This is a genomic window from Nonlabens tegetincola (genome assembly GCF_002117085.1).
Taxonomy (GTDB): Bacteria; Bacteroidota; Bacteroidia; order Flavobacteriales; family Flavobacteriaceae; genus Nonlabens; species Nonlabens tegetincola.
Genome location: NZ_CP019342.1, coordinates 1,078,476 through 1,101,912, shown reverse-complemented (window position 1 = coordinate 1,101,912; position 23,437 = coordinate 1,078,476). Strand labels below are relative to the sequence as shown.

At 34.5% G+C, this 23,437-nt stretch carries 29 protein-coding genes, 1 tRNA gene and 1 pseudogene; 18 read left to right on the top strand and 13 right to left on the bottom strand.

Annotated features, from left to right (window positions below):
• Window positions 1-8: 8 nt before the first annotated feature.
• From BST91_RS05225 to BST91_RS05215, 3 genes are all read left to right on the top strand, one after another.
• Window positions 9-704: a hypothetical protein gene (locus BST91_RS05225; protein WP_157546896.1), complete on the top strand. Its 696-nt coding sequence runs from the start codon at window positions 9-11 to the stop codon at window positions 702-704.
• A gap of 82 nt (window positions 705-786) precedes the next feature.
• The gene (locus BST91_RS05220; protein ID WP_042280218.1) at window positions 787-1,113 is read left to right on the top strand and encodes a DMT family transporter; all 327 of its coding nucleotides are present in this window, start codon (window positions 787-789) and stop codon (window positions 1,111-1,113) included.
• A gap of 15 nt (window positions 1,114-1,128) precedes the next feature.
• Window positions 1,129-1,704 carry a sugar O-acetyltransferase gene (locus BST91_RS05215; RefSeq protein ID WP_085774719.1) on the top strand — a complete coding sequence of 192 codons (576 nt, stop codon included), beginning with the start codon at window positions 1,129-1,131 and terminating at the stop codon, window positions 1,702-1,704.
• Here the strand turns inward: BST91_RS05215 and BST91_RS05210 are convergent, their stop codons facing one another.
• Entirely contained in the window at window positions 1,705-2,094 is a 390-nt protein-coding gene (locus tag BST91_RS05210) for an acyl-CoA thioesterase (RefSeq protein WP_085774718.1), read from the bottom strand.
• Window positions 2,095-2,237: 143 nt separating this feature from the next.
• On the opposite strand from BST91_RS05210, the gene BST91_RS05205 reads away from it, so the two are divergent.
• The 3 genes and pseudogenes from BST91_RS05205 (at window position 2,238) to BST91_RS13460 (ending at window position 4,290) form a co-directional block, all read left to right on the top strand.
• Window positions 2,238-3,050 (top strand): TrmH family RNA methyltransferase, encoded by an 813-nt coding sequence (locus BST91_RS05205; protein ID WP_085774717.1) that lies wholly within the window; start codon window positions 2,238-2,240, stop codon window positions 3,048-3,050.
• 2 nt (window positions 3,051-3,052) lie between these two features.
• Window positions 3,053-3,600, top strand: a pseudogene (locus BST91_RS13465) (M48 family peptidase); the annotation flags it as partial.
• 21 nt (window positions 3,601-3,621) lie between these two features.
• Window positions 3,622-4,290 (top strand): M48 family metallopeptidase, encoded by a 669-nt coding sequence (locus BST91_RS13460; RefSeq protein ID WP_394335651.1) that lies wholly within the window; start codon window positions 3,622-3,624, stop codon window positions 4,288-4,290.
• Here BST91_RS13460 and BST91_RS05195 read toward each other — a convergent pair.
• The 4 genes from BST91_RS05195 to BST91_RS05180 form a co-directional block, all read right to left on the bottom strand.
• Entirely contained in the window at window positions 4,283-5,326 is a 1,044-nt protein-coding gene (locus BST91_RS05195) for an NAD(P)-dependent alcohol dehydrogenase (RefSeq protein WP_085774716.1), read from the bottom strand. The two genes, BST91_RS13460 and BST91_RS05195, sit on opposite strands and share 8 nt — an antisense overlap.
• A gap of 54 nt (window positions 5,327-5,380) precedes the next feature.
• On the bottom strand, window positions 5,381-6,478 hold the full coding sequence (locus tag BST91_RS05190) for an alkene reductase (protein WP_085774715.1): 1,098 nt from the start codon (window positions 6,476-6,478) through the stop codon (window positions 5,381-5,383).
• 131 nt (window positions 6,479-6,609) lie between these two features.
• Window positions 6,610-7,038 carry an Hsp20/alpha crystallin family protein gene (locus BST91_RS05185; protein ID WP_085774714.1) on the bottom strand — a complete coding sequence of 143 codons (429 nt, stop codon included), beginning with the start codon at window positions 7,036-7,038 and terminating at the stop codon, window positions 6,610-6,612.
• Between the two features lie 113 nt (window positions 7,039-7,151).
• The gene (locus tag BST91_RS05180; RefSeq protein WP_060522481.1) at window positions 7,152-7,562 is read right to left on the bottom strand and encodes a tellurite resistance TerB family protein; all 411 of its coding nucleotides are present in this window, start codon (window positions 7,560-7,562) and stop codon (window positions 7,152-7,154) included.
• Between the two features lie 105 nt (window positions 7,563-7,667).
• Between BST91_RS05180 and BST91_RS05175 the strand changes: the two genes are divergently transcribed.
• Window positions 7,668-8,948 (top strand): DUF2254 domain-containing protein, encoded by a 1,281-nt coding sequence (locus BST91_RS05175; protein WP_085774713.1) that lies wholly within the window; start codon window positions 7,668-7,670, stop codon window positions 8,946-8,948.
• Here BST91_RS05175 and BST91_RS05170 read toward each other — a convergent pair.
• The 4 genes from BST91_RS05170 to nadC form a co-directional block, all read right to left on the bottom strand.
• Window positions 8,945-9,385, bottom strand: a complete 441-nt coding sequence (locus BST91_RS05170) for a DUF2147 domain-containing protein (RefSeq protein ID WP_042280202.1) — start codon at window positions 9,383-9,385, stop codon at window positions 8,945-8,947. The two genes, BST91_RS05175 and BST91_RS05170, sit on opposite strands and share 4 nt — an antisense overlap.
• A 71-nt stretch (window positions 9,386-9,456) precedes the next feature.
• Window positions 9,457-10,020, bottom strand: coding sequence for a chalcone isomerase family protein (locus tag BST91_RS05165; protein ID WP_042280200.1), 564 nt, complete (start codon window positions 10,018-10,020; stop codon window positions 9,457-9,459).
• 28 nt (window positions 10,021-10,048) lie between these two features.
• Window positions 10,049-10,981 (bottom strand): YihY/virulence factor BrkB family protein, encoded by a 933-nt coding sequence (locus BST91_RS05160; protein ID WP_042280198.1) that lies wholly within the window; start codon window positions 10,979-10,981, stop codon window positions 10,049-10,051.
• On the bottom strand, window positions 10,974-11,840 hold the full coding sequence (gene nadC / locus BST91_RS05155; protein ID WP_085774712.1) for a carboxylating nicotinate-nucleotide diphosphorylase: 867 nt from the start codon (window positions 11,838-11,840) through the stop codon (window positions 10,974-10,976). The genes BST91_RS05160 and nadC overlap by 8 nt, the downstream gene beginning before the upstream one ends.
• A gap of 76 nt (window positions 11,841-11,916) precedes the next feature.
• Between nadC and rlmH the strand changes: the two genes are divergently transcribed.
• The 5 genes from rlmH (at window position 11,917) to BST91_RS05130 (ending at window position 16,248) form a co-directional block, all read left to right on the top strand.
• On the top strand, window positions 11,917-12,390 hold the full coding sequence (gene rlmH, locus BST91_RS05150) for a 23S rRNA (pseudouridine(1915)-N(3))-methyltransferase RlmH (RefSeq protein ID WP_085774711.1): 474 nt from the start codon (window positions 11,917-11,919) through the stop codon (window positions 12,388-12,390).
• 63 nt (window positions 12,391-12,453) lie between these two features.
• A complete protein-coding gene (locus tag BST91_RS05145) occupies window positions 12,454-14,616 on the top strand; it encodes an endonuclease MutS2 (RefSeq protein ID WP_085774710.1) in 2,163 nt (720 codons plus the stop codon).
• Window positions 14,616-15,014: a thiol-disulfide oxidoreductase DCC family protein gene (locus BST91_RS05140; protein WP_085774709.1), complete on the top strand. Its 399-nt coding sequence runs from the start codon at window positions 14,616-14,618 to the stop codon at window positions 15,012-15,014. The genes BST91_RS05145 and BST91_RS05140 overlap by 1 nt, the downstream gene beginning before the upstream one ends.
• Window positions 15,015-15,069: 55 nt before the next feature.
• On the top strand, window positions 15,070-15,744 hold the full coding sequence (locus tag BST91_RS05135) for an OmpA family protein (protein WP_157546895.1): 675 nt from the start codon (window positions 15,070-15,072) through the stop codon (window positions 15,742-15,744).
• 6 nt (window positions 15,745-15,750) lie between these two features.
• On the top strand, window positions 15,751-16,248 hold the full coding sequence (locus tag BST91_RS05130) for a hypothetical protein (protein ID WP_085774707.1): 498 nt from the start codon (window positions 15,751-15,753) through the stop codon (window positions 16,246-16,248).
• A gap of 59 nt (window positions 16,249-16,307) precedes the next feature.
• Here BST91_RS05130 and BST91_RS05125 read toward each other — a convergent pair whose 3' ends face one another.
• Both BST91_RS05125 and BST91_RS05120 read right to left on the bottom strand, forming a co-directional pair.
• Window positions 16,308-16,967: a DUF4290 domain-containing protein gene (locus BST91_RS05125; protein ID WP_042280188.1), complete on the bottom strand. Its 660-nt coding sequence runs from the start codon at window positions 16,965-16,967 to the stop codon at window positions 16,308-16,310.
• A 56-nt stretch (window positions 16,968-17,023) separates the two neighbouring features.
• The gene (locus BST91_RS05120; protein ID WP_085774706.1) at window positions 17,024-17,314 is read right to left on the bottom strand and encodes a DUF493 family protein; all 291 of its coding nucleotides are present in this window, start codon (window positions 17,312-17,314) and stop codon (window positions 17,024-17,026) included.
• Window positions 17,315-17,381: 67 nt separating this feature from the next.
• Between BST91_RS05120 and BST91_RS05115 the strand changes: the two genes are divergently transcribed.
• The 5 genes from BST91_RS05115 to BST91_RS05095 all read left to right on the top strand — a co-directional run bounded on the left by BST91_RS05115 (window position 17,382) and on the right by BST91_RS05095 (window position 21,862).
• Complete coding sequence (locus BST91_RS05115; RefSeq protein ID WP_042280184.1) at window positions 17,382-17,909, top strand: AAA family ATPase; 528 nt, start codon at window positions 17,382-17,384, stop codon at window positions 17,907-17,909.
• Window positions 17,910-19,778: a RecQ family ATP-dependent DNA helicase gene (locus tag BST91_RS05110; protein WP_085774705.1), complete on the top strand. Its 1,869-nt coding sequence runs from the start codon at window positions 17,910-17,912 to the stop codon at window positions 19,776-19,778.
• Window positions 19,771-20,730, top strand: coding sequence for a methionyl-tRNA formyltransferase (fmt, locus tag BST91_RS05105; RefSeq protein WP_085774704.1), 960 nt, complete (start codon window positions 19,771-19,773; stop codon window positions 20,728-20,730). Before BST91_RS05110 ends, fmt begins: the two co-directional genes overlap by 8 nt.
• 154 nt (window positions 20,731-20,884) lie before the next feature.
• Window positions 20,885-21,157: an HU family DNA-binding protein gene (locus tag BST91_RS05100; RefSeq protein ID WP_042280177.1), complete on the top strand. Its 273-nt coding sequence runs from the start codon at window positions 20,885-20,887 to the stop codon at window positions 21,155-21,157.
• A 144-nt stretch (window positions 21,158-21,301) separates the two neighbouring features.
• A complete protein-coding gene (locus BST91_RS05095) occupies window positions 21,302-21,862 on the top strand; it encodes a YqgE/AlgH family protein (RefSeq protein WP_042280175.1) in 561 nt (186 codons plus the stop codon).
• Here BST91_RS05095 and BST91_RS05090 read toward each other — a convergent pair.
• Together BST91_RS05090 and BST91_RS05085 are read right to left on the bottom strand one after the other, a co-directional pair.
• Window positions 21,859-22,695 carry an aminotransferase class IV gene (locus BST91_RS05090; protein WP_085774703.1) on the bottom strand — a complete coding sequence of 279 codons (837 nt, stop codon included), beginning with the start codon at window positions 22,693-22,695 and terminating at the stop codon, window positions 21,859-21,861. The two genes, BST91_RS05095 and BST91_RS05090, sit on opposite strands and share 4 nt — an antisense overlap.
• A 52-nt stretch (window positions 22,696-22,747) precedes the next feature.
• Window positions 22,748-23,137 (bottom strand): START-like domain-containing protein, encoded by a 390-nt coding sequence (locus BST91_RS05085; protein WP_042280172.1) that lies wholly within the window; start codon window positions 23,135-23,137, stop codon window positions 22,748-22,750.
• 133 nt (window positions 23,138-23,270) lie between these two features.
• On the opposite strand from BST91_RS05085, the gene BST91_RS05080 reads away from it, so the two are divergent.
• Window positions 23,271-23,344, top strand: a tRNA-Met gene (locus BST91_RS05080).
• Window positions 23,345-23,437 lie beyond the last annotated feature (93 nt).

Here is a 23,437-nt window from a genome sequence, read left to right as displayed (position 1 = left end):
GTTGAACTATGAAATTGGAACTTGTATTTTGTTGGATATGCTTAGTAATAGCTTCTCTAAAAACCTCCGTTTTTAATTTCCCTAATGACTTGAATCGTAATAATTTAAGTGGTCCTATTAAAAGTTATACTGAACATTCTTTAAATCATGCTACAAGTACTTCTTTTGAAGATACTTACCACTTTAATGAAGAAGGTTTTGTTACTCATATTGATCATTACAACCACAGGTATGTAGAGCAAGATTCTCTAGCACTAGGTGAAATAACCTTCTTTGAAAAGGTTAGTAACTCGGAGCGAAACTCTAAAACTATCTCCGTAGATGACCAACAAGTTTCTAAAATCAAAAAAGAAGTACTAGTCAATGATAGTACATTACACATTTACACTAAATCTATTACAACTAAGTTTGAGCTAAAGACTATTCATATTTGGGATAAAGATTACAAAATTCTGTCCTCCACTACTACTGGGAAAAAATGGAACGATATGAATAATAGCTTGTACTCTAAGGTAGTTTTTTCTTATCGAGACAATCAACTTGTAGAAATGAAGGTAAGTAATGACAGTACGCGTTTACCCTTTAAAAAATCCAAAGTAACCGAATCTGGAACTGATGAATTCGGCAATTTTTTAAAGCGAGAATATTTTGATTCAGAGGATGGTTTGCAACACACGGTAACTAGATCCTATGAATATTATTAGTACCGTACCTTCTTTTTGATACTTCTCATTATTAGATTACTTTAATCTACAACCTGTTCGGAATCTATCGTATTTTTAATATATGAAATGGATAATTTTAATCATTGCAGGATTATTTGAAGTGGCCTTTGCATTTTGTTTAGGTAAAGCCAAAGAATCATCTGGAACCTTAATGTATATGTGGTACGCTGGTTTTCTAGTGGCATTATGTGTAAGCATGGGATTGCTTATTAAGGCAACTCAAAGTTTACCCATAGGTACTGCCTACGCCGTTTGGACTGGTATAGGAGCTGTGGGAACTGTGCTAGTGGGAATATTTGTGTTTAAAGAACCTGTTACCTTTTTACGATTGCTATTTATGACCACCTTAATTGCATCAATTGTAGGACTGAAAATAGTGTCTCATTAAAAACAGCACAAGATTATGACGGAAAAAGAAAAAATGCTAGCGGGATTACCTTATAACTCGCGGGATACTGAATTATTAGAACGATATTTTAAGGCTCGTGAATTACTTAGTGAAATCAATACATTAAATCCTCGTTTGATCGAAGAAAAGGCTGAATTACTCAACGAGTTACTAGGAAACAAAAGTCCTGGTGTTTGGATTGAATCTCCATTTTACTGTGATTATGGCGAAAACATTTCTATCGGTAAAAATACCTTTGTGAATACTAATTGTATGTTTCTAGATGATAATCGTATTCAAATAGGTGATAATGGTTTAATAGCACCTTATGTTCAAATTTATACAGCTACACATCCTCTTAAAGCATCTGATCGTATAAAATCAAACGGTACAAATAGTACTTACATCACCACTACTCAACCTGTCGTAATTGGTAATAATGTATGGATAGGTGGTAATAGCGTTATTTTTCCCGGTGTTACTATAGGTGATAACGTTACCATAGGCGCCGGTAGTGTAGTCAATAAAAATATTCCCAGTAATGTACTAGCTATGGGAAATCCTTGTAAGATTATTAAAAAATTGGAGTAATTAAGCTTTTAAACGATCCTTAACGTATTCAATTTTGGTTTTTCCATGAGGTTTTGGTGAACCGTCTTCACCTAAATTCACTAGAACAATATTTTCAATTGTAATAATGGTTTCCCTAGTCATTTTATTACGTACCTCACATTTAAGATCTATAGAAGTACGACCAAATTTGTTAACCATGAGACCTATCTCAATGATATCTCCTGGTTGAGCACTTGCCGTAAAATTAATTTCACTCATAAACTTAGTGACTACCTTTTGATTTTCCAGCTGAATAATTGCATAGAGAGCAGCCTCTTCATCAATCCATTCTAGTAATCTACCACCAAATAAGGTTCCGTTAGGGTTTAAATCTTCTGGTTTAATCCATTTACGAGTGTGAAAATTCATATGCTTTAATTTGTAGTAAAGGTACATAAAACCACTTGCACGGGTTTTGAATACATGCGGTTGTTGACAAAAGTTTATGCTTAAACGTTTGAGTAGTCACACAGCCAGTTACAATCTCTTATTTTTGCATACATTCTACTTTTATGAAGCACATTACTAGTCCACACAACGCGTTGATACGTCAGGCAGAACAGCTGCAGCGTAAAAGCAAAGCACGTAAAAAGGAACAGCTGTTTCTTATAGAAGGCGCTCGTGAAATCACGCTTGCCATTAAAGGTGGTTATCAGCTACAAACTCTATTGGTATGTCCTGAAATATTTAACCAGCAAGAACAAGTTTCCAAGGAATTTGTACAGGCTCAACTTGGCGTGAGTAAGGATGTGGAAATAATAAGCGTAAGTATTGAGGTTTATGAAAAGCTAGCTTATCGCAGCGGTACTGAAGGTTGTATCGCTTTCGCGAAAGCGAAAACATTACAGCTTACTGATCTTAACTTACCAAATAATGCCCTTGTCCTTGTTGCTCAATCTATTGAAAAACCAGGAAACTTAGGCGCTTTACTGCGCACAGCAGATGCCGCTGCGGTTGATGCTGTTCTACTAGCAGATCCTAAATGTGACCTGTATAATCCCAACGTTATACGATCTAGTGTAGGTTGTGCGCTCACTGTACCTATTGCAAGTGCTAGCACTAGTGAGGTTTGTGCATTTTTAAGAATGAAAGAGATTGACCTATACGCTGCTACTTTACAAACTAGTATTCCATATCATACAGCCAGTTTTAAGAATTCCAGCGCTATTGCTGTAGGAACTGAAGCTACTGGACTTACAGACGAAATGAGAGATGCAGCCAAGGCAAACATCATCATTCCTATGAGTGGTGAGATTGATAGTATGAACGTATCAGTAAGTGCTGCCATTTTATTATTCGAAGCAAAACGTCAAAGAGATTTTTAATCATGACTCCAACAGTTTTATTTTATTGCATAATCGGTATTCTAGTATTTGACTTTTTACTGAATGAGGTTTTGTCCTTTCTTAATTATACTTGGTATTCAAAACCTATACCAGCAGTCCTGTCTGATGTTTATAAACAAGAGGAATACGAGAAGTCACAAGCTTATAAAAAGGAGCGTTTCAAATTTGGTACCTTAAATAGTTTCATTTCTATTGTTGGTATTTTGGTATTTATATTTGTAGATGGATTTGCCCTTGTAGATCAATGGTGTCGTAGTATTACCAATAATGAAACCGTGGTTAGTTTGTTATTTTTTGGCGTGTTGTTTATGGCCAGTGATTTGCTTACTACTCCTCTATCCTATTACAGTACCTTTGTTATTGAAGAAAAATATGGCTTTAATAAAACCACAAAAAACTATTTTTTCTGGATAAGATAAAAGGCTGGTTTATGACACTAATTTTGGGTGGTGGATTACTTACGGTTCTTATTCTTATTTACAATTGGGCAGATTCTAATTTTTGGTGGTACGCGTGGATCGTCATTTTTATCGTGAGTATATTACTCAATATGTTTTACGCCCGATTGATCGTTCCTATATTCAATAAACAGGCACCTTTGGAACAAGGTAGTTTAAGAGATAAAATATCTGAATATGCCAACCAAGTAGGTTTTGAACTTACTAAAATATTTGTGATTGATGGTAGTAAAAGAAGTACCAAGGCCAATGCTTATTTCAGTGGTTTTGGAAGTGAAAAACGGGTGACCTTATACGATACGTTAATTGATCAATTAACCGAAGAAGAAATAGTGGCTGTTCTAGCACACGAGGTTGGTCACTATAAGAAAAAGCATATTCTATACAACCTACTAGCTGGTACGCTTACCACAGGATTTACTCTATACTTATTTTCCCTTGTGGTGGACAACGATTTGATGGCACAGGCATTGGGTGTTTCAAATTCATCATTTCACATAGGGCTAGTAGCCTTTTTCTTGCTGTATTCACCTATATCTATGATTACAAGCATTTTTATGAACATCCTTTCGCGCAAATTTGAATATCAAGCCGATGCTTACGCAGTGCGTACTTATAAAGCAGCGCCTTTAATCACAGGATTAAAGACGCTAACTAAAACTAGTTTAAGTAATTTAACACCGCATCCGGCTGTAGTGTGGTTTCAATATTCACATCCCAGCCTGTTACAGCGTATCACTGCCATGCAAAAAATTAATTAAGTGATGCCATATCAATAACAAAACGATATTTGACATCGTTTTTTTGAACGCGTTCAAAAGCGGTATTTATTTCATTGATATTAATCATTTCTACATCGCTAGTAATATTGTGTTCTGCACAGAAATCAAGCATTTCTTGAGTCTCTGCAATTCCTCCTATTAAACTACCTACAATACGTTTACGTCTTAAAATAAGGTTACCACCGTGGAAAGGTTCTAGCGGTTCTATGGCACCTACTAAACATACTGTTCCGTCTGGTTTAAGCAGTTGTAAGTATGGATTTAAATCGTGACCTACGGGAATAGTGTTTAGAATAAAATCAAAGGTCCCAAAATGTTTTTTCATGTCCTCATCGTCCTTTGATATAATCACACCATCGGCACCTAATCGTTTTGCATCTTGTGCTTTTTCTGGTGAAGTGGTAATCATATAGGTCTCGGCGCCTAGAGCATGAGCAAACTTAATTCCCATGTGTCCTAATCCACCTAATCCTACAACTCCTACTTTATCTCCTTTCTTTACATTCCAATGGCGCAAAGGAGAATAAGTAGTAATTCCAGCACAAAGTAGTGGTGCCACTGCTTTAGTATCCAATTTCTCTGAAACACTCAATACAAATTCCTCTCTTACGACAATGTGAGTAGAGTAACCACCAAAGGTGTGTCCACCCAAGTGTTTATCCTTACTATTGTAGGTACTGGTGCTACCGTTTTCACAAAAATGTTCCATATCATCATTACATTGAGAACATTCTTGACAACTATCTACCATACAGCCTACTCCTACTAGATCACCTGCTTTGTATTTACTTACTTCAGCTCCTACTTCTTCTACTCTTCCTATAATCTCATGACCAGGTACGATAGGATATTTTGCGTTACCCCAGTCGTTATTTTTAGCGTGAATATCGCTGTGGCATACACCACAATAAATGATTTTAATTTTAACGTCATTACTAAGTAATTCACGTCGTTCAATAGTTAAAGGCTCTAAATCTTTATCTGATGCGTGAGCACCATATGCTTGTACTTTCATAAAAATGTTTAAAGGGTTTACGCTTTCGCGAAAGCGCAAAAATAAAATCAATAATTAGGATATAGGCTCCATTTTAGGATAATCTAGATAACCTTCTTTCCCTGGAGTATAAAGAGTATCCTGATCAACCTCATTCAAATCGGCATCCTGTTTAAATCGTTCCACCAAATCGGGATTTGCAACAAATGGACGTCCAAAGGCAATCATATCGGCTTTTTCATTAGCAAGATCCTTAATGGCGGTTGACTTGTCGTATCCACCACAAAGAATATTGATTCCATCAAATTTAGATTGCAGGCTTGTACGTATATCTTCAGGTAGAGGATTTGCTCCCATTGCCTGATGATCGAGTAAATGAAGGTAAAGTAGATTCAAAGAATTGAATTGTGATACCAGGTATTCAAAGTCTTGTTTTTGAGATTCCCAAGGACCTACATCATTCATGACCCCATTAGGACTTAAACGCACTCCTACACGATCTGCTCCTATAGCAGCTACGGTTCTTTTGGCAATTTCAAGAATTACCTTACTTCGGTTTTCAACACTACCGCCGTACTCATCTTCCCGTTTGTTAGAGGCTGGATTAAAAAACTGTTCTAGTAAATACCCATTTGCTCCGTGAATTTCTACACCGTCAAAATCGGCAGCGATAGCATTTTGAGCAGCTTGAACAAACTCTTCAATTACTTGTTCTATATCGCTTGAGGTCATTTCATTAGGTACCGGTATTTCTAGCTCGCCCTTGCCATCTACCCACATTTTTGTGTTTTCTGGAGCGATAGCACTAGGTGCTACAATTTTTGCATCATTGGGCATGTTATCAGGATGAGACACACGTCCTGTGTGCATGATTTGCAAAAATATCTTTCCTCCATTGGCATGCACTGCCTTTGTCACGGCACGCCATGCGTCAATTTGTTGATCGTTATAAATTCCAGGTATTCTTGCATAGCCTACTCCATTAGGAGATGGAGATGTTCCTTCAGTGATCAATAAACCTGCAGTTGCTCTTTCGCCATAATAGGCAGCCATAATAGGTGTAGGAATGTGATCCTCGGTAGCACGACTACGAGTCATTGGTGCCATCACTATTCTATTTTTAAAGTCTTGTGCGCTGGTTATTTTGCTATAAAGTATATCACTACTACTCATATTCTTGTTTTAAGGTTAAAGATAGTTGGCGTGTATTCTAGGTTCACCCAACTAGACGTTAAACTGATGCTAGTTCTATGTTAAAAAAAAAGCCAGCAATATTGCTGGCTTTAAGCTACATCTTGATTTGATTACTTTAAAGTAATCATTCTTTTAGGCTGTGGTAAGGCTTCCTCTTTTTTAGGTAAACTTATAGTAAGAATACCGTTTTCATAATTAGCCTCAATGCGATCTTGATTTACTGTTTCTGGTAAATTAAAACTGCGCTTGAAAGATTTTTTAGAAAACTCTTTACGAGTGAATTGTTCTGTTTTTTCTTCTTTTGAAGCTTCAACTTCCGATTGAATGGTCAAGACATCCTGATCGATTTCAATGTTTACATCTTCCTTTTTAAATCCAGGAATACTCATTTCTAGTGAGAAAGCATTATCTGCTTCAATTACATTAACAGCAGGAATGAATGGCTTGTCAGTAATAATACTACCACCATTAAAATCTTGATTAAACATTTCATCAATTAAAGATGGTAACCAGTTGTTAGTTCTTTTTGTAAGTGTCATATTTCAATTTTTTATTTATTCAACTTATTTGACCTGTAATAGGCAAATTGAATACCAAATGAAAAACAAGACAAAAAGACAGTTTTAGACCGTTTTAAAATGCCATTATGACACTAATTATAGTCTCTTGAGTGTATTTCTATGAGTTCACTAGCAGGAATGTCACCATTTGGATAACGTTCCATCATTCTAAGTAAGGTGTCAATCGTTGACTTTCTAAAGCCATAAGTAAGACCTAGTTCATATAGAAATTGTAATTCTTTATCATCGACGTGACCATCAATATACATCATGATCATAAGACGATGAAAATGTACAATGCGTTGTGTAAAATCTTTAGGAGGTTTTTCAATTTGAGCAGATGGATTTTTAATCATATCTACAACATCAACTTCTTCAAACCCTAGCCTTTTCCCTACATTAAGGACAAAAGAGATTTCTTTACTATCTAATTTTCCGTCTCGATGAGCCATCAAGATGAGTTGGTTAAGTAAGTCTTTTTTAAGTGTTGTAGAATCGCCCATAATTTCTTTGTGTGGTAGCAAGGTATTAATTATTTGTGAAATATAATATGCATTAGCATACCATTAACCTAGCTTAACCTAAAACCGACCTACATTTATAATCACATGAAAAAATTATTTACCAAGGTTAATTCGTTTTATAATATTTTGACCGGTAGTATAGCCTTCTATCCTACCTTTTATTCTATCCTGGCTATTTTTCTGGCTTTCTTTATGAAATATATTGAAACGGTAGATGCTTCTAAACAATTGATAGAATGGTTTCCTGGATTAGAAATAACTGATGTTGATACAGCTCGTAATTTACTTACTACCTTAATAGCTGGTGGAATAAGTATGCTAGTTTTCACCTTTAACATGGTGATGCTATTACTTAGTCAGGCTGCGGCAAATTATTCTCCTCGTGTATTACCAAGTTTGATCTCTAATAGAAAGCATCAATTAATACTAGGAGCTTTTTTAGGAAGCATATTATACAACATTATTACTTTAATTGGGATTGATGAACCTACACAAAATCAGACTATTCCTATTTTAAGTGTCTTACTAGGCTTAACAGCAGCTATTATTTCGCTTGCGGCATTCGTATTTTTTATTCATAATATTTCATCCAATATTCAGATAAATAACATTTTGAAAAATGTGTTTTCAAAAGCATTAAAACGTTTGAATAAAGTAATCGATTCCAATTACAAGGATGGTTCATTTTCAAACACCGATGATTGGATCACATTTAAAGCAAAAAAAAGCGGTACGCTGCAAAATATTAGTATTTCGGGTCTCAAAAAGATAGCTAAAGAGCAAGATATCAAGATTAAGCTTTTACAGATAAAAGGTACTTACCTACTCGCTAATAGTCCCTTGTTTAAAATTAATAAAGAAATAGACGAAAAAGTTACAGACGAGATTCAAGAGTATTTTTTATTTAGAGAACCTGAATTGGTAAGTGACAATTATGTTTTGGGTTTTAAGCAAATTACAGAAATTGCGGTAAAAGCTATGTCTCCTGGAATTAATGATCCAGGAACTGCTATTAATGCAATCAATTATCTTACACAGCTTTTTTGTGTAAGAATGAATAAACCAGATCTAGAATTATTAATTGAAGACGACAAGGAGTTAATTGAATTAAAAACGGTTTCTTTTGAAGAGCTTATTTATACTACTTGTGCAGCGTTGCGTACTTATTCTAGAAATGATGTAATAGTTTCTTTGAAAATGATGTCCATGTATGAACAATTGCTTCAAAATCCAGCTTCTAAGGAAGATTATTATAAGAGTATTCATAATCAAGCAGAGCTTCTCATGCACGACTGTAAAGAACATATAGAGAATACAGGCGATCTTGAAAAGCTCCAGAATTTATATGAGAAAATTGCCTCCTAGAGTCTTTCCCAAGTTTGAGTCCTATATAAGAATAAAATGTAACCACGTACATTTAGTTTGTTCTCATCCTCTTCATCTAGCCAAAGTTTTGCTTTATAGGTTTTTCCATTTTCTGGATCTAGGATTGTACCATCTTCATATTCATCATCCTCCTTTTCAAAATTCTTTAATATCTCTAATCCAATGATAGGCGCATCTTTTAAGTCACCATCACAATTCTCACACAATGGTTTAGCAGGAGCATCTGGATCAAGAATCTTTACAACTTTGCCATAATACTTATTACCTTTTTTATAGATTTCTACATGGGATTTGACGATTCCTGTTTTATCGTCTATCGTTTTCCAAGTTCCAGTAATATCCTTTTCTTGAGCACTTACTTGCAAGACATTGAAAAAGCTCGTTAGTGATAACAACAGTACAAATGCGTATTTCATAGTTTTAATTTTTTAAATAAAAAAAGCTGTCTCAAATAGAGACAGCTGGAATATACAATAAGGTTGATGGATTACAATCCTAATAAACCTTCTTTTAACTCTTCATCTGCTGGATAATCACCTAACCAAATTCCAAAAAGTCCTTTTTTAAAGTCTAATCCTGGAATGGTGCCTAGCTCTTTACCATTTTTTGAAACTTTAGTTCCTTCACCTGGAATGTAAAACAATACAAACTCATCACCTTTTACGATTTCTTCATTAAAGAGAGCGATAAATTTTTCAATTTTACCTGAAAGGGCTTTGTATTCCTTACTAGAACAACTGTTCTCAAAACCTTCTTCTATAGAACTTATCATATTATCTTGAGTTACTAATTTACTCACGATATCTAATGTGATTGCCATAGATTGATCAGAACTTGTAAGTGCCTCACCGTCATCGCTTTTTTCAGTTACATAAAGTCCACCTACATAAAGGTCGATAAACACTTTTTCTCTTAAACCAGCACCGTTTAAGGTAAGTTCCTTACCGTACTTAGAAAGAGAACCTTCTACTTCAACTCCTTCTACAGTTTGTTGTGCTTGAGCAGTAAAGGTCATGAAAGCCGCAGCTAAAATAAAAATGTATTTTTTCATTGTATGTTGTTTAATGTGTTACAATATACTAAGTGTTATTCAAATTCCGTGCCTTTAACGATCTTAGAGATGCATTTAATTCAAAACCAACCAGTAATAGATTGGAATTCAGCCAGATATAAACCATTAAAATAATTATAGCTCCTATCGAACCATAAATTTCGTTGTAGGTAGCAAAGTTTTCTAGATAGATACCATATAAATAAGAGGCCGCGAGAATCAAAACTGTAGTTACCGTTGCGCCTATTGAAAAGAACCTGGTTTGTCTACCAGTTTTAGTACCAGCGTAGTATAAAGTTGCTATAAAAACATACAGCATGAATATTAAGGTAGCATATCTAATAAGTTGTAACCACACGCTACTGCTACTTTCTGATACGTATTCCCTAGCTTGTAGTTCACTTAAAAAATATTCCACTGCGATGGTTAAGACAACACCTACAAATAAAAACAACACAAGCATGATGGAAACCAGTAAGGACACTGCATATTGCCTAAAGAAACCTCGATTCAAAACCGAATGATAACTGCGCTCAAAACCATCAAAAATGGCATTTACACCGTTTGTCATAAAAATTAAGGAAGAGAAAAAAGCTATCGTCAATAAGCCTGTATTTTCTTTTAAAGCGATTTCGGTAAAAATCCCATCAAAAGCACCAGCTGCTTGATAAGGCAATAAATCATTCAAAAATCTAATTACGTCTTCTTGAAAATTATTAATAGGTACAAAGGGTATCAGGTTTAGGATAAATAGTACAAAAGGAAAAATGGCCATAAAAAAACTATAACTAATAGAACTAGCACGTGCGCTAAAAGCTCCATTAGTTATTCCTTCGGCATAGGTTTCCCATAAATCCCACGCAGTCATTCCTTCAAAACCAGGAAGATGTATAGAATCTGCCTTATCAATCAGTTTCTTTAAAAAGGGAAAGCGTTGAACTATTTTAACCTTTTTACTCATGCATTGCTTTCAGGCTCAAATCCATATTATAGACGCTGTGAGTAAGTGAACCACTAGAGATAAAATCAACTCCACAATCTGCATAGTTTTTTGCAGTATCAAGGGTTATTCCACCACTACTCTCAGTTAAACATTTGTCGCCTATAAGGGCTACAGCCTTTTTAGTGTTTTCGTAATTAAAATTATCAATTAAAATACGATATACACCATCAACACTTAAGATTTTTTCAATTTCTTCTAGACTTCTGGCTTCAACAATAATCTTAAGATCCTTCTTGGTATCTTTCAGGTAATGTTTAGTTTTTTCAATAGCTTCTACTACTCCACCAGCAAAATCAATATGATTATCCTTTAACATGATCATATCATAAAGACCAAATCTATGATTAACGCCACCACCTATATCAACTGCCCATTTTTCAAGAGCTCTTATTCCAGGAGTGGTTTTCCTAGTATCCAGTATTTTGGTATTTGTTCCCTTGAGAACATCTACAAATTTTCTGGTTTTTGTAGCGATGGCACTCATTCTTTGCATGGCGTTAAGCACTAGTCTCTCGGCCTTTAGAATAGACTGTGATGAACCTGATACATAGAATGCTTCATCACCATACTTAACTGTATCACCGTCTTTCATTAAAAATTCTACTTTTAAATCGGGATCTACTTGTTGAAATACCGCTTTCGCGAAAGCGAGACCAGCAATTACACCATTATCCTTTACGAGTAAACGAGCCTTGCCAGTTGCAGTACTGGGAATACAGGATAGACTTGAGTGATCACCATCACCTACATCCTCACGCAAAGCATTGGTAATAATACGTGTGAGTTCGTCTTGAAATTCCTGACTATTATAATTCATAATATGGTTTAAAGTTCAAAAATACGGTTTTAGAAACATTGTGACGAATATGAAGCTACCTCCTTACTTTTGCACTATGAAAATTACGCTCCTTGCCGTTGGTAAAACCGATGATAACCGTATTGCAGATTTGATAGACATGTATCAAAAACGCCTACAACACTATGTGAATTTTGAAATGGAAGTTATACCAGATCTCAAAAACACAAAAAATATGAGTATCGAACACCAAAAAAATGAAGAAGGAAAGTTGATATTGAATAAGATTGACAAAAGCGATTTTGTCACCTTATTGGATGAAAAAGGAAAAAGCTATTCCAGTAGTCAGTTTGCTCAATTAATAAATAAACGTAGTGTTTCTGGATTAAAACGTTTGATCTTTGTCATAGGTGGTCCCTATGGTTTTTCTCAAGAAGTGTATGAACGAGGTCAATCTAAATTATCCTTGAGCGCCATGACCTTTTCACATCAAATGGTACGATTATTTGCTGTAGAACAAATTTATCGAGCGTTTACCATTCTACGTAATGAGCCCTACCATCACGAGTAATGATAATTTTATCAAAAATCCCGACTTAAGTATAGCGAGCAGCGTATTTTTGTCTAAGGATTTATGAGTAAGATATCACAGAAAACACTAGAAGATTTAGAATTTCCGTCAGTTTTAAAACAGCTGGCAGCAAATTGTGTGACCGATGACGGTAAGGAACAAGCCTTACTTCAAAAACCACATGTAAATAAAAATGCAGTACTTACTGCTTTAAACCACACTAATGAGTATGTGGCGTCCTACTCTAGTGAATATCAAATTCCAAATCATGGATTTGATCCTATTGAACGAGAATTACAACTTCTAGGTATAGAAAACAGTACGCTAGAGAAAGAAGGTGTACGCAAACTAGCCTCGTTACCCAAAACGATTAATGAGCATCATAAGTTTTTTAGAAAAACGGTAGAGCATTTCCCGACTTTAAGTGAACGATTAGAAGGTATACCTTATAATGAAATAATTCCTGCTCGTGTGGATGATGTTATTGATAAATATGGTGAAATTAAAGATGATGCGTCACCAGATTTAAGGAACATTAGACGTTCTATGAATGCCGTGCGTGGACAATTGAATGGAAGTTTTGGACAAGCGCTAGCCCATTATGGTCAGCTAGGATATCTTGATGACATTAAGGAAACCGTTATGGAAAACCGCAGGGTTCTAGCAGTTAGAGCCATGTACCGTCGTAAGGTAAAAGGTAAAGTAATGGGTAGTTCTAAAACGGGTAGCATTGCCTACATTGAGCCAGAACGCGTATTAAATCTAAGTAGACAACTTGCAGAGCTCGAGATAGAGGAAAAGGACGAAATTAAACGTATTCTTAAAGAACTTACCGACTTCTTAAGGCCTTTTATCCCAGATTTTGAAACCTATAGAGATTATTTAATTCATACTGATATTATAAGTGGTAAGGCAAGATATGCCCAAAAAATACAAGGCATTTTACCCATGATGGTCAATCATCGTGAGTTAGAACTGGTTGATGCCTACCACCCTTTATTGTTGGTTGCAAATCAGGCTCGTGGAGAAAAGACCTATCCACAAACTATAAAATTAGATAAGGATAATCGTATCATAGTAATTTCTGGACCTAATGCTGGTGGTAAATCCATCACATTAAAAACAGTAGGATTATTACAAGTAATGATTCAAACAGGAATGTTGATACCCGTTCATGAAAAAAGCAGAGTTTGCCTATTCAAGAAAATACTTTCTGATATAGGAGATAATCAAAGTATAGACAACCACTTGAGTACTTACAGTTATCGACTTAAGAACATGCGTGGTTTTCTAAAAACAGCCGATGAAAACACCTTATTCCTTATAGATGAATTTGGAACAGGATCAGATCCAGAATTAGGCGGAGCACTAGCTGAAAGTATGTTAGAAGAATTACACAGCCGTTCTTCCTATGGAATCATTACAACACACTATACTAATCTTAAAATGCTGGCAAATGAGGTTCCAGAAATGAACAATGCCAATATGTTGTTTGACTCTCGATCCTTGCAACCTATTTATCAACTGCAAATGGGTGAAGCAGGTAGCTCGTTCACATTTGAAGTGGCGCAAAAGAATGGTATTCCTTATAGTTTGATTAACAAAGCTAAAAAGAAAGTCGAACGAGGTAAAATACGCTTTGATAAGTCCATTGCAGCCCTGCAAAAAGAACGTTCTCATTTAAGACGTAATAATGAGAATTTAAGGGACAAAGAGATCGAAGCTACCAAAAAGGCTAATAAACTAGAAGTTACTCAAGAAAGAGTACAGCAAAAACTTCAGGACTTTCAAGAATTGTATGATAATTACCAGCGTTTTATTCAATTAGGTAAAAAATTTGATCAACTTGCTGCAACTTTTAATAAAGATAAAAAGAAAAAGAAACTGCAGGAAGAACTTATGAAACTGGTGATTACAGAAAATGTAAAACATCGCCCTGCTCAAAAGAAAAAACCAGCAAACAAAACTCAAAAATCTAGAGATAAACAGATTGAAAATGAAGTTATTCAAAAGGTTCAACAAATAAGAAGTCAAAAAGTAAAAGAACGGGTAAACAATGTGACACCACCACAACCTAAGGTGGAACTTAAACTTAATGACAAAGTAAGGCTACTCGATTCAAAATCTGTAGGTACAATTGATAGTATTGAAAAAGGTAAAGCTATCGTGAATTATGGATTGTTCACTACTCAAGTAGACCTAGAAAAATTAGAGAAGGTAAAATAATGCAAGACAAGAAAATCATTTTATTTGATGGTGTTTGCAACCTGTGTAATGGTGCTGTTGTCTTTATTATAAAGCGCGATAAAAAAGATGTTTTTAGATTTGCGGCCTTACAAAGTGAGATAGGAGAAAAGTTATTGAGAAAACATCAAATAGATCCAGAAAAAACCGATTCTATCATTTTGGTTGATGATAATAACGCTTTCGCGAAAGCGGGAGCAGCACTACGCATTGCTCAAGAATTATCTGGACTGTGGCCAGCACTCGCTATTCTAAGAATCGTTCCTAGATTTATATCCAACTCAGTTTATGACTGGATTGCCTCAAATCGATATCAATGGTTCGGTAAAAAAGAAAGTTGCATGATTCCAACACCAGAACTTAAAGCTAAGTTTTTATAGCAAAAACCAAAAGAGTTTAAAAACAGTTACTATATTTAACAAATATTTAGTTCCTGTGAACAAATCTTTTAAAAATCCCCTACTCTTCTTGCTGTATAGCGCTGTGTGCTGTACCCTATTTTATTATATCTACACAACCACAAAAATTGTTGATAATAAAGAAGATGCGTCTACCAAAAATCTACAACTTGAGCAAGAAAAAAGTTTTACAGAAACTTCAAATACAGAAATATTACAAACCGATAGTTTAATAGATAATTCCATTAAAGTTTCCGATAGTATTTCAACAACAAAGAAAGAAGACGTTTCTATTGATAATACAGTATCAGGAGTTAGAGATGAAGTGATTAACAAGGAAAGAAATTTAGATTACGATATTGACTTTAAAATTATTTATACAGATGATTCTGTAGCATTTGATTGTGGTTCACAAGTCAAAATGTATTACAATCAAGCTAAGATAAAATTACCGTTTAATTGTAGTCGCTACGGTGTAACCGTAAAAGAACTACTAGAAAAGTACCCGACTAATATTGTCACCATTCACAGTTATCAAGATGAAAATGAGGTGACAAACGCTGCTGAAAATCGAGGTAATTACATTGCCAGACTATTAAGAAGTACAGGAATATCTCGTGATAGGATACTTGTTCGTCCTCATGTTGCTTCTATTCCATTTGAAAACGGCGTGGCAGCTAGTGGTATTAAATTGATTATAAGTTCAAAATAGGATACAATGGAAATTTTTCAAAATGAGTTCATAGTGGTATTAGTTTTATTCCTAATGCTACTAGGCGCATATCTTATTGGACGTAGTGCCTCTTCCATCAAAGAGCCACCTAAAAAAACTTCCAGTAAAAAGTTTGATCAATCTAATATGCTAGATACGGAAGAGTTGACGGATTACATACAACCAGGACAAATAAGAGCTAGACAAACTAGGGATAGAACTGGAGAATTGATTGACCCTAGATTGAGTACTGATGACACTACTAATTTTCAAGATTTCCCACTCGGGAAAGGAAACGCTCAAAATGCTGATGACTTAAAGAAAATCACGGGTATAGGTCCAGCCATAGAGAATAAATTGAACAGCATCGGCATTTTCCAGTTTGAACAACTCGCATCTATGACTGATGATCAAGAGAAGGAAATAACTGAATTAATAGCTTTTTTTCCTGGTAGGATTAAAAGAGATAACTGGAAACAACAAGCACAAGAATTATTAAAGTAAAAAGCTCTAATAATCTAGTTATTAGAGCTTCTTTATAAACTATATATCTTAATAATTGCTTATCTACGTCGTCGCTGGTTATTACGATTATTCTTTTTACCGTTATTACGTCTATGATTGTTATTACGACTTCTATTAGAATTGGTATTACGGTAAATAAGAGATTTAGACTCTAGTAAATCTTCATCTTTTGCAGCTAGGTTTATGGCTCCGTCGCTCATTTCAAAAAGGTGACCAAATATTACTGAATCATCTACACTGTCTTTATTCCAATTAAGAAAAGACTTCTTCATATGATTGGCAATAATGAAGGTCAAAGCTTCACGTTTTTCTCCTTTTTCCCAACTTACGGCAACATCAATCATATTTTGAATGTTATTCCCATAGAAACGATATTTTGGTCGTTTTTGTGGATATGACATCCTTTCAGGACGTGCCTCTAGCTCTTCCTTATCTGGTATAGGGTATGGCGATTCAACATCTAGATCAAAGTCTGCAATGATGAATAATTGATCCCATAGTTTATGTTGAAAATCTGGTACGTCTCTTAAGTGTGGATTTAAGTTACCCATTACACCAATTATGGCATGTGCCATTTTATTACGCTCTTCTTTTGAGGGTAATGATTTACAGTGTTCAACTAGTTTTTGAATATGTCTTCCATATTCTGGAATATTAAGCTTGTTACGCTCAGTGTTGTATTCTAATGAAGATATCAAAATAGTCTTGATTTAAATTCTGTGAAGTAAGGTGCAATGTAAGCAATAACTTTGAATTACAAACTTATCACGCCTTCCACTTTTCCTACTTCCTTATATTTTGCAATGACAGCATCTGGACTAGGCATATTTACCACTATAGACAAGCTTGTGTAAGTGCCTTTTGAAGAGGCTTTTGTGTTAATCACCGCGCCAGTACCATCAAAGATATTCTCTATTCGATCAATTTTACTTTGATCTGATGGAACTATAAATTTATACATGTATTTACTAGGCCAGCTAGACGTATCTGCTAACTGCTCTTTCAATTTTTTGTAAAATTCGTCTGAGTTTTTGTGTGTTGCCATAAAGTTGTGCAAATATAATTCAAGAGATCGGCTATACGTAGCGTTAGATTTAGTTATTTTGTAGCCTATGAATGAAATTAAGCGAATTCTATTAATTGGTGGTCCAGGAACTGGTAAAACTACCTTAATTCAAGCTATAGAGGAATCTGGACATATTATTCATCCTGAAATTTCTAGACAAGTTACAGCTCAAGCGAGAGAACGCGGCATAGATCAACTATTTCTTGTAGAACCGTTTGCATTTAGCGATGCTTTGTTAGAAGGACGTATCCAACAATTCCAACAAGCGCAAAAGGGAATTAACTTTTATGATCGAGGTATTCCTGATGTCCCAGCCTATCATGTATATAAGGATGAAGAAATTCCACAACGATACGAACAGGCTTGTGAGGATTATCGATATGATAAGGTGTTTTTTTTACCGCCTTGGAAAGATATTTATCAAACCGATGAGGAGCGCTATGAAACCTATGAACAGGCTGTAACCATAGCTCAAATTTTGACAACATATTACAATAATTTGAATTATGAACTTATAGAAGTTCCTCATTTACCAGTTGACCAGAGATTAAAATACCTTTTGGAACGTATTTAAATGATTGATTACGCTCGCGAGATATTAAAAAACACTTTTGGCTATGATTGCTTTAAAGGTAATCAGGAAGAAGTTATATCGAATATCTTAAAAGGTAATGACACCATAGCACTCTTACCTACTGGTGGTGGTAAATCAATTTGTTACCAGGTTCCTGGATTGACAATGAATGGTATCACCATTGTAATATCTCCACTTGTTGCTTTAATTAAAGATCAAGTACAATCTTTAAGATCTAGACAAATTAAAGTAATCGAAATTACAAGTGGTATAAGCCGTCAAGAACTGGATGAACGGCTGGATAATTGTATATATGGTAATTATAAATTTTTATATCTCAGTCCAGAGCGTTTACAACAAGACCTTGTTCAACAAAGACTTCAAAAAATGCCCATAAACCTAATAGCAGTTGATGAGGCACATTGCATCAGTGAATGGGGACATGATTTTAGACCAGCTTATAGAGGTATTAAAATTTTACGTGAATTGGGAATAGCAGCACCTATGGTGGCACTTACAGCAACTGCTACTACTCAGGTTCAGCAGGATATTGCCATTAACCTGGAATTAAAGGATCCTGTAGTTATAAAAAGTAGTTTTAAACGCCATAACATTAAGTATCAATTTGTACAAACTGAGAACAAGCTTAGTGTATTAATAGAATATTTAAAGGAGCTTACTGGCAGCTGTATAATCTACATGCGCAGCAGAAAAAATACTGTTATACTTGCTAATCAACTTAAAGCACGAGGTATTACTGCAACTTACTATCACGGTGGACTTACACCCAAACAACGAGAACAGCACACACAATCATGGATGAATAACAGTTCTCAAGTTATGGTTGCCACAAACGCGTTTGGAATGGGTATAGATAAACCAGATGTAAGACAAGTGTATCACCTACAATTTCCCGATAGTATTGAAAGTTATTATCAAGAAACAGGACGTGCTGGACGTGACGGTAAACCCTCAAATGCCATTTTCATATTTAATCGTAATGATGTCAATCATGCTCATCATCAATTTGTGGCTTCTCAACCCGATAAACATTACTTAAAAAAGATTTACAAACATTTACATAACTATTTAAATATTGCTTTTGGAGAAGGTTATCAAACCACTCATTACTTATCGTTTTCTCAATTTTGTAAAACCTATGACTTATTAGGATTACCTGCCCATACAGCACTTAATACTTTAGATAGATTTGGAATTATAAAGTTGTCTCCTGTGTTTAAAAGAAAGTGTTTAGTACGCTTTCGCGAAAGCGCAGAAAAAACAAGACAGTTTGCCCAAACTAACGATTCCTATTATGCAATCATCCAGGCTATTTTACGCACCTATGGTGGAAGCAGTAATCAAAATATAAGTGTTCAAATACCGCTCATTGCTCACAGAAGTAATACTACTGAAGCTCAAGTAATACAAACTCTATCAAAAATGCACGAGCAACAGCTAGCTGATGTTACTTTGATAAACACCGATAATTCTATCACTTTTTTAGAACCTAGGGATGATGATCGAGCGATTAATAGAATTTCAAGAGAACTAGAGATACAGAATTCCCACAAAGCAGAAAAGCTACAGGCTCTTGTTAAAATAGTATTTAATACAGAGATTTGTATAAACAAAATGTTACTCTCCTATTTCGGAGAAAAGAATACTGAAAATTGTGGATCTTGTAGTAACTGCGTTATTATTAATGAGAGTAACTTGTTGCCTTTTTTTAATCACCCAACTACCCTATCACAAGTTTCCATTTCAAGTGGTATTACAATGGAAAATTTGATTTCATCAGTAAAATCCTTGATGGAGAACAATAAACTTAAAAAAGTACAGAACAATTTATTTCAAATAAATGAGTAAGAAATTAAATATCGTTTTTTATGGTACTCCAGAATTTGCAACTGGTGTACTTAAAAAATTACACGAATCGAATCATAATATCAAAGCAGTAGTTACTGCACCAGATAAACCTGCTGGACGTGGTAGAAAATTACAACAAAGTGATGTAAAAAAGTTTGCGGTAAATAATAATATACCTGTTTTGCAGCCTACTAATTTAAAATCACCTGATTTTATTAAACAATTACAAGAAATCAATCCAGATTTACAAGTGATTGTTGCTTTTAGAATGTTGCCAAAGGTGGTTTGGTCCTTACCTGTAATGGGTACGTTTAACCTGCACGCGAGTTTGCTTCCTGAATATAGAGGTGCCGCACCTATAAATTGGGCTATTATTAATCAGGAGCAAAAAACGGGAGTGACTACATTTTTTATAGATGATAAAATTGATACAGGAGCTATAATCGATCAAGTCGAAACACAAATTGAAAAGAATGAAAATGTAGGTAGTCTTTATGGTCGTTTAATGAATTTGGGAGCAGATTTATCTCTTAAAACGGTAAATGATATAGCAAATAATAACATTAGTACTAGAGTTCAATCCAATTCTAGCTCGTTAAAAGCTGCTCCTAAATTAAATAATGAGAACACCTTAATTGATTTTACCAAATCTGCTGCTGAAGTTACCGCTTTAATAAGAGGATTATATCCATATCCCGTAGCCAAGGCATTGTTTTATAATAATGACGACGAACTACGATGTAAAATTCATACTGCGGTAATTTCTGAAGAAAAATCAGATCATGTGCCACCAGGAACTTTGTTACTAAAGGACAAAAAACTCTTTATTGCTACAAAAGATTATTTCATCGAGGTAAATCGATTACAATTACCGGGTAAAAAAGCGATGGAAGTGAAAGACTTATTAAATGGATATCAGTTTCATCCCAATGCTAGATTCTATAAGGGTTAAGACGAAATAGGTTTTTTTGCGATAACTTATTAACAATTCCTCATACTTATAAACAAAATAATGAGAAAATCAAGCTATTACTTGTGTGAACGCGAATTACCTCTAAATTTGTTATACGTTTTAGTTTAACCAACATTTTAATTTAATTACTATTATGAACAAAACAGATCTTATCGAAGGAATGGCAGAAAGCGCTGGAATCTCAAAAGCGGCTGCAAAAAAAGCTTTAGAATCATTTTTAGGAAGTGTAGAAAAAAGCCTTAAAAAAGGAGACCGTGTATCTCTTGTAGGTTTTGGTTCTTTTTCAGTTTCTAAAAGAGCAGCTCGTGAAGGAAGAAATCCTCAAACTGGTAAAACAATCAAAATCGCTGCTAAAAATGTAGTGAAGTTTAAAGCTGGTAGCGACTTACAAAAAGCAGTAAACTAAGAATCCTTTAGTTTAACTTATAGAAGACCTCACTTATAGTGAGGTTTTTTTTTGCTTTTAACCCGATAAAATTCACCTAAAAACATGTTTTTATGGTTATGTAAGAATTTTTGACTAAGTTAGAGTACTAATAAAAACCAAAAAATGAAAATAGTAGCACCAGACCGCGGACATCTATTGGTTTCAGAACCTAGTGTAATAGGTGATTACTCGTTTTCTAGATCTGTAGTCCTAATTACTGATTACAATGAAGCAGGAGTTGTGGGTTTTATCTTAAACAAACCACTAGACTGTACTCTTGACCAACTATTACCTGAAGTAAGTGTCAATTTTGAGGTGTTTCAAGGTGGACCAGTTGATACTGATAACCTATATTTCTTGCATAATGTTCCAGAATTAATTCCTGATTCACATCTTATTAAGGATGATATTTACTGGGGCGGAGACTTTAATGTAGTTATCGATTTAATTAATAAAAACCTAATTGAACCTAGTAATATTAAATTCTTCTTGGGATATTCTGGATGGGAATTAGAACAACTAGATAATGAACTTAATGCTAATTCGTGGGTCGTAGTGGAAAACACAGATAAAAAGAAACTACTAACAAAGAACATGCTAGCGTTTTGGAAAGAAAAAATGAAAACATTAGGTGGTAATTATCAATTATGGCTTAATGCTCCTGAAAATCCTAATTACAATTAGAAAAGTTTTTCTTTCAATAAGCTCAATAATTCAGTAGCAGCATCTCTAGAATATTTTTTCTTACGATATTTTGTTATACTTTGAATTCCTTTAATGACGTTAGTAATAAAAATTTCATCTGCTCTCTGTAATTCAAAGGGCGTTATCGTCTCTTCTACAATTTCATAGTTGATCATTTTTTTCAATTGATCAATAACTTGCTCTCTCATTATACCATTCAAACATCCATCAGATAAAGGAGGTGTTTTAATTATATTATCTTTTCTTAGAAATACATTGCCACTAATTGTTTCAATGATCATTTTATTATGATTCATTAAAAACATGTCATCGTAGGAGTTTTCTTTGGCAAAAATACCAGCAAGAATATTCACCTTTTTATCAATAGTCTTTTGATTGCTCAATAAATCAGCATATATATAGAAGTCTTTAAAAAGCTCTACTTCGCAAATTTCTTTATTCTCAAAGGGACTATCCAATGGTTCCATTACGATAGAGAAATTGACCTCTCTCGAATTTGGGGTATACTTTCCTCCTTCTTTTCGCCACACACTAATCCTAACTCTTAAATGATCTATATTTTCAAAATTATTATTTGATATAAGATCAGTGAAAGATTTTTCAAAATATTCTGGTGTAAATGATTCTGGAATAAGCATTCTCATGATTCTCATTCCAGACATAAGCCTGAAATAGTGATTTTCAAAGAACAATGCCTTGCCTTTGAACAGTCTTAGTGTTTCAAATACTCCATCACCATAAAAAGTACCGCGATTATTAAACGGTATTAAGCTCTTATCTTTTGAAACCAACTCTCCGTTGAGAACAATCATAAAAAAATCCCTTTAAAATAAAGGGATCAAAGATATAATGTATTTGAGTAAGTTATCTAGAACCTAAGACTTTTTTAAGACCTGCAATTTGATTTTCCCAAAACATTTTTTGTTCCTCAACTTCATCGTCGTCGTCACCAAAATCGGTGATTATTAAAGATACGTCCTTAGTAATTTCATCAACTTGGATTCTAAGTTCAAAATATTTTTTAGTATCCTCATCATAATCCCATTGGAATCTAGCTCGTTCACCTGAGACTCTTTTTATGATTTTTGCCTTCTCTTCTTGACCATCCCATATAAATTTAAAGAATTCACCACGGCTGTTCACATTGTCCGCAAACCATTCTGACATACCGGAAGGTGTTGCAATGTAATTATATAATAATGAAGGAGATACTTGTATTACGAATTCTAAGTCAAACTTGATTGGTTCATCCATGGATTAAGGTTTTGCTGGCAATATAAAGTATATTTATAAAAGTTAAAATTTTTAAGAAGAAAATTAAATCTAAAAAAGCTTTGGAATAGAATAATAAATAACAGTATATTTGCAGCCGCTAAACCAGAATCACGGCGTGGTAGCTCAGCTGGTTAGAGCGCAGCACTCATAATGCTGAGGTCGGCGGTTCGAGCCCGCCCCACGCTACTCTAAAAACCGTTTCCTAAGGAAACGGTTTTTTTATTTGTCATCTTCAGAGTTTGAATTTTTAAAAATCATACCCTAACCCTAGAAATTCTC

Excerpts from the sequence above, each read along its gene's own strand:
- BST91_RS05165 (WP_042280200.1), bottom strand. The coding sequence starts at position 10,020 with ATGAAAAAATACATTTTTATTTTAGCTGCGGCTTTCATGACCTTTACT.
- BST91_RS05095 (WP_042280175.1), top strand. The coding sequence starts at position 21,302 with ATGAAAATAGTAGCACCAGACCGCGGACATCTATTGGTTTCAGAACCT.
- BST91_RS05220 (WP_042280218.1), top strand. The coding sequence starts at position 787 with ATGAAATGGATAATTTTAATCATTGCAGGATTATTTGAAGTGGCCTTT.
- BST91_RS05100 (WP_042280177.1), top strand. The coding sequence starts at position 20,885 with ATGAACAAAACAGATCTTATCGAAGGAATGGCAGAAAGCGCTGGAATC.
- BST91_RS05185 (WP_085774714.1), bottom strand. The coding sequence starts at position 7,038 with ATGACACTTACAAAAAGAACTAACAACTGGTTACCATCTTTAATTGAT.
- BST91_RS05145 (WP_085774710.1), top strand. The coding sequence starts at position 12,454 with ATGAGTAAGATATCACAGAAAACACTAGAAGATTTAGAATTTCCGTCA.
- BST91_RS05190 (WP_085774715.1), bottom strand. The coding sequence starts at position 6,478 with ATGAGTAGTAGTGATATACTTTATAGCAAAATAACCAGCGCACAAGAC.
- BST91_RS05115 (WP_042280184.1), top strand. The coding sequence starts at position 17,382 with ATGAATGAAATTAAGCGAATTCTATTAATTGGTGGTCCAGGAACTGGT.
- BST91_RS05140 (WP_085774709.1), top strand. The coding sequence starts at position 14,616 with ATGCAAGACAAGAAAATCATTTTATTTGATGGTGTTTGCAACCTGTGT.
- BST91_RS05170 (WP_042280202.1), bottom strand. The coding sequence starts at position 9,385 with ATGAAATACGCATTTGTACTGTTGTTATCACTAACGAGCTTTTTCAAT.
- BST91_RS05215 (WP_085774719.1), top strand. The coding sequence starts at position 1,129 with ATGACGGAAAAAGAAAAAATGCTAGCGGGATTACCTTATAACTCGCGG.
- BST91_RS05195 (WP_085774716.1), bottom strand. The coding sequence starts at position 5,326 with ATGAAAGTACAAGCATATGGTGCTCACGCATCAGATAAAGATTTAGAG.
- nadC (WP_085774712.1), bottom strand. The coding sequence starts at position 11,840 with ATGAATTATAATAGTCAGGAATTTCAAGACGAACTCACACGTATTATT.
- BST91_RS05160 (WP_042280198.1), bottom strand. The coding sequence starts at position 10,981 with ATGAGTAAAAAGGTTAAAATAGTTCAACGCTTTCCCTTTTTAAAGAAA.
- BST91_RS13460 (WP_394335651.1), top strand. The coding sequence starts at position 3,622 with ATGTTTTACGCCCGATTGATCGTTCCTATATTCAATAAACAGGCACCT.
- BST91_RS05130 (WP_085774707.1), top strand. The coding sequence starts at position 15,751 with ATGGAAATTTTTCAAAATGAGTTCATAGTGGTATTAGTTTTATTCCTA.
- BST91_RS05120 (WP_085774706.1), bottom strand. The coding sequence starts at position 17,314 with ATGGCAACACACAAAAACTCAGACGAATTTTACAAAAAATTGAAAGAG.
- BST91_RS05225 (WP_157546896.1), top strand. The coding sequence starts at position 9 with ATGAAATTGGAACTTGTATTTTGTTGGATATGCTTAGTAATAGCTTCT.
- BST91_RS05110 (WP_085774705.1), top strand. The coding sequence starts at position 17,910 with ATGATTGATTACGCTCGCGAGATATTAAAAAACACTTTTGGCTATGAT.
- BST91_RS05090 (WP_085774703.1), bottom strand. The coding sequence starts at position 22,695 with ATGATTGTTCTCAACGGAGAGTTGGTTTCAAAAGATAAGAGCTTAATA.
- BST91_RS05210 (WP_085774718.1), bottom strand. The coding sequence starts at position 2,094 with ATGAATTTTCACACTCGTAAATGGATTAAACCAGAAGATTTAAACCCT.
- BST91_RS05205 (WP_085774717.1), top strand. The coding sequence starts at position 2,238 with ATGAAGCACATTACTAGTCCACACAACGCGTTGATACGTCAGGCAGAA.
- BST91_RS05180 (WP_060522481.1), bottom strand. The coding sequence starts at position 7,562 with ATGGGCGATTCTACAACACTTAAAAAAGACTTACTTAACCAACTCATC.
- BST91_RS05175 (WP_085774713.1), top strand. The coding sequence starts at position 7,668 with ATGAAAAAATTATTTACCAAGGTTAATTCGTTTTATAATATTTTGACC.
- rlmH (WP_085774711.1), top strand. The coding sequence starts at position 11,917 with ATGAAAATTACGCTCCTTGCCGTTGGTAAAACCGATGATAACCGTATT.
- fmt (WP_085774704.1), top strand. The coding sequence starts at position 19,771 with ATGAGTAAGAAATTAAATATCGTTTTTTATGGTACTCCAGAATTTGCA.
- BST91_RS05085 (WP_042280172.1), bottom strand. The coding sequence starts at position 23,137 with ATGGATGAACCAATCAAGTTTGACTTAGAATTCGTAATACAAGTATCT.